The 11,283-nt window shown below is 66.6% G+C and carries 11 protein-coding genes and 1 pseudogene; 8 read left to right on the forward strand and 4 right to left on the reverse strand.

From position 1 onward, the window contains the following. The 5 genes from AC08OT_RS14700 to AC08OT_RS14720 all read left to right on the forward strand — a co-directional run. The coding region (locus tag AC08OT_RS14700) for a hypothetical protein (protein ID WP_476602926.1) at nt 1-188 on the forward strand (188 nt) is incomplete at its 5' end. 323 nt (nt 189-511) lie between these two features. Further along, nucleotides 512-1,402, forward strand: coding sequence for a class II glutamine amidotransferase (locus tag AC08OT_RS14705; RefSeq protein WP_476593584.1), 891 nt, complete (start codon nt 512-514; stop codon nt 1,400-1,402). A gap of 158 nt (nt 1,403-1,560) precedes the next feature. Continuing rightward, a complete protein-coding gene (locus tag AC08OT_RS14710) occupies nt 1,561-2,427 on the forward strand; it encodes an LLM class F420-dependent oxidoreductase (RefSeq protein WP_476593583.1) in 867 nt (288 codons plus the stop codon). Between the two features lie 429 nt (nt 2,428-2,856). Next, nucleotides 2,857-3,963, forward strand: a complete 1,107-nt coding sequence (locus tag AC08OT_RS14715) for an ABC transporter ATP-binding protein (protein WP_476593582.1) — start codon at nt 2,857-2,859, stop codon at nt 3,961-3,963. Further along, nucleotides 3,960-4,721 (forward strand): ABC transporter permease, encoded by a 762-nt coding sequence (locus tag AC08OT_RS14720; RefSeq protein ID WP_476593581.1) that lies wholly within the window; start codon nt 3,960-3,962, stop codon nt 4,719-4,721. The genes AC08OT_RS14715 and AC08OT_RS14720 overlap by 4 nt, the downstream gene beginning before the upstream one ends. Before the next feature lie 159 nt (nt 4,722-4,880). Here AC08OT_RS14720 and AC08OT_RS14725 read toward each other — a convergent pair whose 3' ends face one another. Next, the gene (locus tag AC08OT_RS14725; RefSeq protein WP_476593580.1) at nt 4,881-5,327 is read right to left on the reverse strand and encodes a hypothetical protein; all 447 of its coding nucleotides are present in this window, start codon (nt 5,325-5,327) and stop codon (nt 4,881-4,883) included. Between the two features lie 843 nt (nt 5,328-6,170). Between AC08OT_RS14725 and AC08OT_RS14730 the strand changes: the two genes are divergently transcribed. After that, on the forward strand, nt 6,171-6,926 hold the full coding sequence (locus tag AC08OT_RS14730; protein WP_476602927.1) for a metal-dependent transcriptional regulator: 756 nt from the start codon (nt 6,171-6,173) through the stop codon (nt 6,924-6,926). A gap of 111 nt (nt 6,927-7,037) precedes the next feature. Here AC08OT_RS14730 and AC08OT_RS14735 read toward each other — a convergent pair whose 3' ends face one another. From AC08OT_RS14735 to AC08OT_RS14745, 3 genes and pseudogenes are all read right to left on the reverse strand, one after another. Beyond that, nucleotides 7,038-7,907 carry a metal ABC transporter permease gene (locus AC08OT_RS14735; protein WP_476593578.1) on the reverse strand — a complete coding sequence of 290 codons (870 nt, stop codon included), beginning with the start codon at nt 7,905-7,907 and terminating at the stop codon, nt 7,038-7,040. Next, complete coding sequence (locus AC08OT_RS14740; protein WP_476593577.1) at nt 7,904-8,644, reverse strand: metal ABC transporter ATP-binding protein; 741 nt, start codon at nt 8,642-8,644, stop codon at nt 7,904-7,906. The genes AC08OT_RS14735 and AC08OT_RS14740 overlap by 4 nt, the downstream gene beginning before the upstream one ends. Beyond that, nucleotides 8,641-9,584, reverse strand: a pseudogene (locus tag AC08OT_RS14745) (metal ABC transporter substrate-binding protein). Before AC08OT_RS14745 ends, AC08OT_RS14740 begins: the two are co-directional and overlap by 4 nt. Before the next feature lie 351 nt (nt 9,585-9,935). Here AC08OT_RS14745 and AC08OT_RS14750 point away from each other — a divergent pair. After that, on the forward strand, nt 9,936-10,130 hold the full coding sequence (locus tag AC08OT_RS14750) for a hypothetical protein (RefSeq protein ID WP_476593576.1): 195 nt from the start codon (nt 9,936-9,938) through the stop codon (nt 10,128-10,130). Nucleotides 10,131-10,416: 286 nt separating this feature from the next. Continuing rightward, nucleotides 10,417-11,283: reverse transcriptase domain-containing protein (locus AC08OT_RS14755; protein WP_476602928.1), on the forward strand; the 867-nt coding region annotated here is incomplete at its 3' end.

Raw genomic sequence — 11,283 nt, forward strand, 5'->3', positions numbered from 1 at the left:
CGGCATTGCGCCTGGTCTGCGGCAGGACCGGCGAGCAGGATGTGCCGGCGGTGCCGTTCGCCAGCAGGAACCCGACCCCCGATCCCCGGTTCCGGGGTTTTATGCTCCACCGCGTTCAGTCGGGCACTGGTCAGTCGGACACTGGTCAGTCGGACAACGGTGTGCCGGAACGGGCGCCGGTGCGGTGAGTAGCGGCATCCGAGCGGGGGACATCCGGGTTGAGTGGTTTGTCCGGGCCGTCCGTCAGGTTCCACGACGGTGACTCGGCGGCCCCCACGGCGGCCCCACGGCGGGACCGAGCGTCAGCAGACCCTTGATGCGTTGACGAAAGCGGATTCACATGCAGATTCGCCGGCATGTCGCGGGCGCCGGGGCGGGGGTAACGTTGCCCTTTCCCTTCGGGGAATCGACCCGGCCACCGCTCGGTGGACCCGCGTCCGGGGCGCGGGAACCAGTAGCGTCCTGGCCGGCACAGTACCGGAGCCGTCGAGATCGGCGAGGGAGGGCATAGATGTGTCATCTGTTCGCGATGAGTAGCGGGCCGACGAGGGTGCAGGCGACTTTCTGGCTGTTGGATGCGCCGGACAGTCCCCGGGCGGCGACGCTGCGGACCCCGGAGGGGGCCGGTCTCGGCGGATTCGACGCCGATGGCACCGCGTGGGTAGTCAAACAGGCCATCCGGAACCGGGCCGACACGGCATTCGCCCAGGAGCCGCAGCACGTCACCTCCTCGACGTTCGTCGCGCATGTCCGGCACGCCTCCACCGGCCGGGCCTGCGAGGGCAACACCCATCCGTTCGTTCGAAACGGGAGGATCTTCGCGCACAACGGCGTGATCGAGGGGCTGGACAAGCTGGACGCCGAGCTCGGCACGGCCGGTCTCCCGGTCCTCGGTGACACCGACTCGGAGCGGTTCTTCGCCCTCGTCACCCGCGAGATCGACGCCTGTGACGGGGACGTCGGCGAGGGGATCGCGTCCGCCGCTCGTTGGGCCGCCGAGAATCTGCCGCTGTACTCCATCAACATGATTCTCATCACGGATCGGGATCTCTGGGCTCTGCGGTATCCGGACACCAATGGCCTGTACGTCCTTCGGCGTGGCCCGGGTGGGCGCAACGAACGCCATCTTGATCACGCGAGTCCGTTCAGCGAGATCCGGGTCCGCTCTCTCGACCTGCTCACCAAGCCCGCGGTCGTGGTCGAGAGCGAGCGGATGGACGAGGATCCTCGGTGGCGGTTGATGGAGAGCGGGGAGCTGCTGCATGTGGCCGCCGATCTGACCGTGACCTCTCGGATCGTGTTGGACGGGCCGCCGGTTCACCAGCTGTCCCTCGACGAGCTGCGGCCGCAGGCCGCCGTGTCGCAGACCACCGCGGTGCCTGACCTGCCTCTGTCCGCGTGATCATTCCGGCCCCTGAATCCCCTGATCCGCCCATCCACTGATCTACCGATCCACAGATTCAACGAACCGGCCGATATGCCGGGCGTGTGTACGGGGTAGCAGACGTGATGGGGTAATGGCACGGACAGTGGCAGTTCCCTGCGCGGAAGGGGCTCGTCGTGGTAGCAGAGGTCGGCAGGATCGGGTTGTGGGCAGCCAAGCGGCAGTGGCCGAAGGATGTCCCGGCCCGGGCGGAGATCGCCGCCGAGGTGGAGGCCCTCGGCGTCCCGGCGGTATGGATCGGCGCGGCCAGTGGCGATCTCGAACTCGCGGCCGCGATCCTGGACAACACGGATCGGCTGGTGGTCGGTACCAGCATCCTCAACGTCTGGACCGAACCGGCGGACGTCGTTGCCGATCATTACGCCATGCTGGCGAAGGCGCACCCCGACCGGATCCTGCTCGGGCTCGGTGCCGGCCACAAGGAGCCGGTGGAGAAGACGACCGGCCGTCGCTACGAGCGTCCCGTCGACGTCCTCGTCGACTATCTCGACACCCTCGACGAGCTGGGCGTCCCGCGGGCCGACCGGGCGCTGGCCACTCTCGGTCCCCGCATGCTGGGGATCGCCGCGCAGCGCACTGCGGGTGCCCTGCCCTACCTCACCACCCCCGAGCACACCCGGCGCGCCCGGGAGCTGCTCGGCCCGGACGCACTACTCGCGCCCGAGCAGATGGTCATCCTCGACACCGATCCGGCTCAGGCCCGGGCGGTCGCGCACGACACCCTTGCGTTCTACCTGAAGCTGCCGAACTATGTGAACAATCTGCGCCGTCTCGGCTTCACCGAGGACGATCTGACGGGTGCCGGCTCGCAGCGCCTCGTCGAGGCCGTGGTGGCCTGGGGCGATGTGGACTCCGTGCTGGCCAGGGTCACCGAGCACCATGAGGCCGGTGCCGATCACGTGGCCATCCAGGTGCTCACCTCCACTCCCACCCGGCTCCCGCGCGAGCAGTGGGCCCGGCTGGCGCCGGTCATCGTCGGGTAACCCGGCTGATCCGGCGGCGAGCCGAGCGGGTGCCACCCCGGCCGGTAGCCGGTCCATCGCCGGTGGTCTGCCCTGGGTGATCGGTTAGCACACTGAACGTTGCCTTGGCAAGCCGCGAGTCTGGACCGACAGTGAGCGTGACATCACCGTGCATTTCGGCGTGGTGCTGGAAAATCTGCTGCGGGTTCACGGCCTGTTGACTGTCGGCAGGATGACACTCCGCCGGCCGATAGTGGCTGGCTCGATGGTGGGTGCTCCGCGACGATGATGCCAACCGGGGGAGGCGCGGCCGGTCGGTGCAACTGCCTACCTGTCGTCCTACCTGCCTGCCGTCGGTGGGCCCTACCGTCGGTGGGCCCTACCGAGCGGGCAGCAGCCCGGGTCCGGTCCGTCATCCCGACATAGTGATGTTCCACGGAAAGGAGGGGAATGATCGAGGCGCAAGGGCTCACCAAGCGGTACGGACGTACGGTCGCCGTCAACGACCTGTCCTTCACGGTGCAGCCCGGCAAGGTGACCGGCTTCCTGGGGCCGAATGGTGCGGGAAAGTCCACTACAATGCGGATGATCCTGGGGCTCGATAATCCGAGCGCAGGCCAGGTCCGTATCGACGGCAAGCGATATGCCGAGCTGAAGGAACCACTCCGCCAGGTCGGAGCGCTGCTGGAAGCGAAATGGGTGCATCCCAACCGCTCCGCCCGCTCGCACCTGCGGTGGATGGCCGCGGCGAACCGAATTCCCGGGAAGCGGGTCGACGAGGTCTTGGAGATCGTTGGGCTCACCCCGGTCGCCGGCAAGCGGGCGGGTGGCTTCTCGCTCGGGATGGCACAGCGTCTCGGGATCGCGACGACCCTGCTGGGTGACCCGCAGGTCCTTCTCTTCGACGAGCCCGTGAACGGGCTGGACCCGGAGGGAATCCTCTGGATTCGCCAGTTCATGCATCGACTTGCGGACGAGGGGCGGACGATCTTCGTTTCCAGTCATCTGCTGTCCGAGATGGCGCTGACCGCCCAGGAGCTCGTCGTCATCGGTCGCGGGCGGCTGATCGCCCAGACCAGTACCCATGCCTTCATCGACATGGCGTCCGAGTCGGCAGTCCGGGTCCGCGGGCCGGAGATGGAGCGGCTGCGTGGCGTGCTGACCGGTCAGGGCCTCGCGGTTCGGGACGCCGCCGCCGACGACGGTGGTCCGGCGGCGTTCCTCGTGTCGAACAGCAGCACCGAGCAGGTCGGCGAGCTGGCCGGTCGGATCGGGCTGGTCCTGCACGAGCTGGCGGCGCAGCGCGGCTCGTTGGAGCAGGCGTTCATCCAGCTGACCGGCGGCGAGGTGGAGTACCACGCCGGGACGCCGGGGCCGGGCGCCAGCCGGTCGGCGACAGGTGCTCCGCCGGTGCCCGTGCCGGCGAGAACTGCTGCCGGTCCGCTGGCCGGGACACCTCGCCAGCCGGTCGACGGTGGTGTGGGTGCCGGTGGTGTGGGTGCCGGGGGCGGTCCGTCGGCCTCGGCCGAGGCGGCACGAGGGGGGACTGGACGATGACCCTGCTCACCGTCGAGCGGATCAAGCTGTTTTCGACCCGCTCACCGTGGTGGTGCATGATCCTGGCGACCGCGCTCACCGTAGGGCTGACCTCGATCTTCGCGGCGGCGACCAACGGTGACGACCTCGCCAGCCTCACCCCGAACGTCACCCAGTTTGCCTACAACTTCGGCCTCGTGGTGATGATGGTGATGGCCACGTTGGCGGTCACCACCGAATACCGCTTCAGCACGATCCGGTCCACGTTCCTCGCGGTGCCCACCCGGACGCCGGCACTGCTCGCGAAGGCTGCCGTCGTCTCCCTGCTCGCGGGGATCGTCGGCGAGATCACCGCCATCGCCTCCTGGGGCGTCGCCAAGCTGATCAAGCCGGATGCCCCCCTGGCTCTGGACACGGCGCAGGAGTACCGTAACGTTTTCGGTGTCGGTCTGGTCTACTTGTTCGCGGCGATTTTCGCGCTGGCTCTGGGGCTGATCATCCGGCAGTCGGCGGGCGCGATTGTGATTACGCTTGTCTACCTGTTCCTCGGAGAGAGCCTGCTGCCGGCGATCCCCCGGATCGGTGACCATATCCAGCACTGGCTGCCGTTCACCACCGGTGACAATTTCATCGTCGCCGGGCAGGTGGAGCGTTCCAACGGCCCGCCCGTGGTCGAGGGGCTGCCGTTCGGCCCCTGGGGCTCCCTCGCTTACTTTGCCGCGATCTGCCTCGGCCTGTTCGCCATCGGGCTCGTCTTGGCCAAGCGTCGGGACGCCTGAGCCCACCCGAGGTGCGATCTCCATCGGCATGAGCTCTGAAGCCGTGGTTATCTGAGTATCTGTGATCATCAGAGTACCTGAACGCACCGGCGGGTTGCCTTCAGGCCTGGAGCCGCGGTCCACCGGTCGCCCCGACGTGGGCGACCGGTGGACCGCAGGTCAGGCGCCAGGGCCCCACAGGTCCCGACCGGCGCGGGCCCGCTCCTGGGCCTTCATGCGAGCCTCGTGAACGTGGCGCATCCCACCGGTGAGCCGCAGCCGGACCTGTTCGTCCACGGCGACGAAGGGGCGGTAGTAGATGTCGTCGTACTCCTCGGTGATCTGGAAGGTCCACCACCCGTCGAGGACGTTGCGTCCGTGCAGCTCCCGGCGTACATAGGCGGCCATCTTGGCGTGTCCGGCGTCCTCCAGACCGCTAATCGCCTCCGCGAGGATCAGATCGGCCCGCCCGGAGAGTTGATGGAACTCGTAGAGCGCCCCGCGGGCCCGTTCAACCCACTCCAGCGCCTCGCTGAGCTTGCCGACCGCGTCAGCGGTCGTGTCGTCGAGGTCGGGCTGCGTGCGGTCGTCCTCTCGGCGGCCCCCGGCCGGACGATTCCCGCTCATCCGGTCGGTTCGACCGCCGTCAGCCCGACTGCCGTCAGCCCGGCTGCTGTCGGTTCGACCCCGGCGGGTGTGTCTGCTCACCCTGACGGGATGCCCCGGCGGTGTCGGGTCACACCGACCTGCCGCCTCGCGCCGGGAACGACTACGAGAACCACCGGACCGCCTCTGTGGCTCTGGCGGGCAGGTATCCATTCAGGGGTGCTGGAACCTGCATCCCTGAATGGATACGTACAATCATGAGCACAGGAATTCTGGCACCGGGTATCTCGCGTCGGCGGTCGTGCATTTCGGCCGGGCCGAGGCCGTCCAGGCCGCGCGGCCGTGTCCTGGACGCGGCCTGTGTCGCGCACCCGGAGCGGTTCGTGAACCGGCCTCCGGTCCCGCCGCCGCTCCCGAAGCCGGCCGGGATCAACCGGAAGCCCGACGAGGCTGAGCCGGCCGACTCGGGTGTTCCCGAGAGATCGGAAATCGTTCCACAAAAATCACAATTAGGCTAATTCACAAAATATCTTACCTCAAAGATCTTGACAAGTTCCGTTCTGTCCCGCGCCAAGATCTTGGCTAAGGAATCCTGACCTGAAGGTTGGGTTTTCTGGATCTTGGTGGGAGGTTGGGAAGATGTTTGAGATCGTTGGTCAGACGATTCTTCGTAGCGGTCGGGGTCCCGGGCGTTGGGGGGATGTGCGCCGGTCGATACACCGGACCATGGTGCTGATGGCTCAGTAGATGAGGGGTTCGGCCGCGACGAGCAGCATTATCACGAAAGTCGAGTCGTATTGGCCGTGCTCTCACGGAGAGTTCGGATTGGCGTAGTTCGGTGCTTGGTAGCCTGCGAGCATGTCGGTGTCGGAGCTTTCGGCGAGCAGTCAGAACTATCTGAAGGTGGTCTGGAGTCTTCAGGAGTGGTCCGGGGTGCCGGTGTCACCTTCGACACTGGCAGCGAAGGTGGGGGTGAGACTGTCGACGGCGTCGGACGCGGTGCGCAAACTTACTGAGCAGGGTCTGCTGGAGCACGCGCCCTACGGGGCAGTGTCACTGACAGAGAAGGGGAGGGTGCATGCGGTGGCGATGGTGCGCCGCCACCGGTTGATTGAGTCGTTCCTGGTGCAGGTGCTGGGGTATCGGTGGGATCAGGTGCATGATGAGGCCGAGACGCTGGAGCATGCGGTGTCGGACTTCATGGTGAACCGGATCGACGAATACCTCGGCCATCCCACCCGCGACCCACATGGTGATCCGATCCCGGGCTCGGACGGCACGGTGCGGGTACCGGATGCGGTCCTGCTGTCTCGGATCGGGCCGGGCGCGCACGCGCGTGTGGAGCGGATCTCGGACGCGGACGCGGGCCTGTTGCAGTTCTTCGCCGAGCGTGGGATTGGCATCGGTACCGTGCTGGAGGTGCGAGCCGGGGCACCGTACTCGGATTCGGTGGAGGTGGTTGTGGAAGGCCGCGATGAGGCGGTGGCTCTTGGCCGGTCGGCGACGGACGCCGTGTGCGTCACGGTGAGCTCCTCGGGGCCGGCTCCGCTACGGGAGGCCGGCCCGGGACACGGGTGCGAGACCACGGCCGAGGCGGGCCGCAACGGATCAATGAACTAGCTTCCGAGCGGCCCACCTACCTTCGAAAGGGTGAAGAAGGCGGTTTCCGAGTGGTGCCAGTGTGGTGAGCCGAGGTTCCTCCTGATCGCTGGGTCTCGGGTCGGCTGCGGGTCAGCTCGCTGAGACGAACTCCCGGTGCCGCCGAGCGAGCAGTCGTTTGCCAAGCAGCCCGTGGCGGAGGCTGAACAGGTAGACGAGTGCAAACACGACGCCCTGGACGACGACGAGCCCGCCGGAGGACGCGTCGAGCCAGTAGCTGAGATAGATCCCCATCGCCGAGCTCGCGGCCGATATCGCCGGGGCGATGACGAGCATACGTCCGAAGCGGTCGGTGAGCAGGAAGGCAGTGGCGCCAGGGATGATCATCATCGCCACGACGAGGATCACCCCGACCACCTGCAGTGCGACCACGGCGGTGAGGGTGAGCAGGCCGAGCAGCAGCGTGCCGAGGAACCGCGGCGACAGGCCGATAGCGTGGGCGTGAGTCGGGTCGAACGCGTACAGCGTCAGGTCACGCCGCTTCAGCACAAGGATGACGAACGCGACAGCAGCGAGGATTCCGATCTGGATGAGGTCCGCGGTGGAGACGCCGAGGATGTTGCCGAAGACGATGTGGTTCAGGTCGGTCTGGCTCGGGGTGATCGAGATGAGGACGAGTCCGAGCGCAAACAGGGTGGTGAAGACGATCCCGATCGCGGCGTCTTCTTTCACCCGGCTGGTTCCGCGGATCATCCCGATGAGCGCGACAGAGAGGAACCCGAACACGAGCGCACCGATCGCGAACGGTATGCCGAGGATGTAGGTGATCACGACCCCGGGCAGGACGGAGTGAGAGACCGCGTCACCCATCAGCGACCAGCCGACGAGCACGAGCCAGCACGACAGGAGGGCACAGACGACAGCAGCGATCATGGTGGTGGCAAGAGCCCGGACCATGAAGTCGTACTGCAGCGGATCCAGGAGCAGATCGAGCGGGTTCATGCGACGTACTTCTGCTCGAGTACGTCGAGTCCGAACGCGCGGGCGAGGTTCTCCGGTCTGAGTGTCTCGGTCACGGAGCCGTGGAACAGCACTCGGCGCAGCAGCAGCACCGCCTCGTCGGCCAGCTGTGGCAGGGCGTGAAGGTCATGGGTGGAGACCAGGATGGTACGGCCGTCCGCGGCGAGCTCCTTGAGTAGTCGGACGATGGTGGCTTCGGATTTCTTGTCGACCCCGGCGAAGGGTTCGTCCAGGAGCATGATCTGCGCATTTTGGGCGATGCCGCGGGCGACGAACGCGCGTTTCTTCTGCCCGCCGGAGAGCTGTCCGATTTGCCGGCCCGCGTACTCGGTCAGCTCCACACGCTCCAGCGCCTCGGACACCGCCGTGTGGTCGGCCGGGCGCGCCCGGCGGGTGAAGTTCTGGTGGCCGTAGCGGCCCATCATCACAACGTCGCGCACGGAGAAAGGGAAGGCCCAATCGACCTCCTCGCTCTGTGGCACATAACCCACCAGGCCCTGTTTACGCGCCACGGCAGGCTCGGCACCGTCGAGTAGCACGCGTCCCCGGTCGGGGCGGACTATACCCATGACCGACTTGAACAGCGTCGACTTGCCGGATCCGTTCATCCCGATCAACCCGGCCACCCGCCCCGGCTCGACGGTGAGGGACACGCCGTCGAGGGCGAGGACCCCGCCGTAACGGACGATGACCTCCTGAACCTGGATCGCCGCGGTCACGAGGTCCGCCCGGTGAGCCCGTTGATAATCGTGGTCGCGTCGTAGCGGATCAGGTCGAGGTAGGTCGGTACCGGCCCGTCGGCCTTGGAGAGAGAATCGACATAGAGGATGCCGCCCAGGGCCGCGCCGGTGGCGTTGGCGACCTGCCGCATCGGCTTGTCCGACACCGTGGACTCGCAGAACACCGCCGGCACGTCATGCGCCTTGACGAACGTGATCGTCGAGGCGATCTGCTGCGGCGTCGCCTGTTGCTCGGCGTTCACGGGCCAGATGTACTGCTCCGTCAGCCCTGTGTCGCGGGCGAGGTACGAGAACGCGCCCTCGCAGGTCACCAGCGCCCGCTTCTTTGCCGGCAGCGTCGACAGCTTCGACACGAGCTCGTCCTGTACGGCCTGGAGCTTGGCCTTGTAGGTCTTACCGTTCGCCCTGAAGTCCGCCGCGTGCGCGGGATCGAGATCACTGAAGGCATCGACGACGTTGTCGACATAGATTTGCGCGTTCAACGGGCTCATCCAGGCGTGCGGGTCGGCTTGCCTGCGTAGGCGTCCTCGGTGATGTCTATCGCCTTGACCCCGTCCGACACCACGGCGTGCCGTACGTGCACCGACTCCACGCACCGCTTGAACCACAGCTCCAGGTTCAGGCCGTTGTCCAGGATCAGATCCGCGTCTGATGCCTTCATGATATCACCCGGCGTCGGCTCGTACCCGTGGATCTCCGCCCCCACCTTCGTGATCGACTCCACCCGCAGGTGATCTCCTGCAACGTTCTGTGCGATGTCCGATAACACCGTGAACGTCGTCAGTACTACCGGACGATCACGCTCCCCACCGGCCGATGCGTCGACAGCGGGGGTGGTGGAGCACCCCGACAGCATCAGCGCGGCGGCGGCGGTAGCCGACCCCACTCTCGACAGCCATGCGACAGTACCGCGCATCATAAGCCCCTTCCCGTCCTTCCGGACATCAATCTTCGGTATGGCGAAGTTTGATTACTATATAGACGGATTCTCGGGTGATGTCCAACCATCTCCACGCGTTCGTCGGATATCGTGGTTGTCCAATCACTATTCGTGATCGATTGTTGCGGCGGAGTGTGGCCGCGGGTCGAGCCAGGACAAGGGCGCCCCCGCCACCTGGATGATCGTTCCTGTCGAAGAAAAGATCAACTGGGTGAGGTTGAGGGGGTTGAACGACAGTCCTGCCGGCGAACACCTCGGAGTTCAGTCGGGCACCGGCCCGGCTGGGACGACTCGGCGAGTTAGCCGTCGTCGCCGCCCGCTGCCGGAGTCGTGCGCACAGCTAGGGAGGGTGACCTGCTGGTTGGCATCGAGGGCGAGCTGTGCATCGCGGGCCCGCAGCTCACCCCTGGCTACCTGGACCCGGCGGATGACCGTGGCCGGTTCTTCGAGCGGGACGGCCGCCGCTGGTACCGCACCGGCGACCGGGTCCGCCGTCGTAGCGAGGCCAACTCCGGAGCCGGTTGATTGTGCCGGTGAGGAGGCCACGGTGAGGGTCTGCGGCGTAGCCGTGGCGATGCTGCCGGGACAAAGCTGGGTCATCTCCCTGGTCGATCGATTGTCAGGTGAACGTGGGAACCGTCCCCGGTTGCCCTCCCCTCCGGCCGGCCTGGCTGTAGGCGGGCAGGTCCGTTGCCGACCGTGGACCGTGGGACGGAGGCCCCGTAGTAGCCCGAGCGCGCGAGAGGCGCGTACATGGCGAAGGGGGCCAGCAAGTCGGCAGTGAGGACGCTGGAATGCTCGGAGGCCGCCGGTGAACACCGACGAACTGGACTTCGCCTGGTATCAGGCCGAGGAAAGGGTACGAGAGATCCAGGCCAAGCTGTACCGGTGGGCGAATGAGGACTCTCACCGCCGGTTCGAGGATCTGTTCAACCTCGTCTGCGACCCGGCGTTCCTGCTTGTGGCGTGGGGTCGCGTGCGGAGGAACAAGGGTGCGTGCACGGCCGGTGTGGATGGGCAGACCGCCTACTACATCGAGACCGTGCGTGGTATCGGGGGGTTTCTGGAAGAGCTGCGGGCCGATGTGAAGGCTGGTAGCTTCCGCCCGCGACCCGCTCGGGAGCGGTTGATACCGAAGGCGAACGGTAGGCTGCGTCGCCTGGGAATAGCGACCGTCCGGGATCGGGTGGTCCAGGCATCCTTGAAGCTGGTGTTGGAGCCGATATTCGAAGCGGATTTTCTCCCGTGCTCGTACGGGTTCCTCCCGAACCGCCGGGCGCATGACGCGGTGGCAGAGATACGCCATTTCACGGGGCGCTCTTATGAGTGGATCGTGAAAGGCGAGATCAAAGCCTGCTTCGACGAGATTTCGCACTCGGCTCTCATGGACCGGGTGCGCGGTCGTATTGGGGATAAACGCGTCCTGGCTCTGGTGAAGGCGTTTCTGAAGGCGGGGATCCTCGGCGAGGACCGCGTGCTCCGGGAGAACGACGCCGGCACTCCGCAGGGTCGATCTTGTCGCCGTTGCTCAGTAACGTGGCCCTGTCGGTGCTGGACGAGCACATCGCCCAGGCGCCGGGTGGGCCTGCGGCCACCTCCAACGACCGGCGGATGCGCCGGCGTCGCGGCCTGCCGAACTACCGGCTGGTCCGCTTCGCCGACGACTGGTGTCTGGTCG

This window comes from Frankia sp. CgJB1, from assembly GCF_977947065.1.

Excerpts from the sequence above, each read along its gene's own strand:
- AC08OT_RS14715 (WP_476593582.1), top strand. The coding sequence starts at position 2,857 with ATGATCGAGGCGCAAGGGCTCACCAAGCGGTACGGACGTACGGTCGCC.
- AC08OT_RS14725 (WP_476593580.1), bottom strand. The coding sequence starts at position 5,327 with ATGAGCGGGAATCGTCCGGCCGGGGGCCGCCGAGAGGACGACCGCACG.
- AC08OT_RS14705 (WP_476593584.1), top strand. The coding sequence starts at position 512 with ATGTGTCATCTGTTCGCGATGAGTAGCGGGCCGACGAGGGTGCAGGCG.
- AC08OT_RS14735 (WP_476593578.1), bottom strand. The coding sequence starts at position 7,907 with ATGAACCCGCTCGATCTGCTCCTGGATCCGCTGCAGTACGACTTCATG.
- AC08OT_RS14720 (WP_476593581.1), top strand. The coding sequence starts at position 3,960 with ATGACCCTGCTCACCGTCGAGCGGATCAAGCTGTTTTCGACCCGCTCA.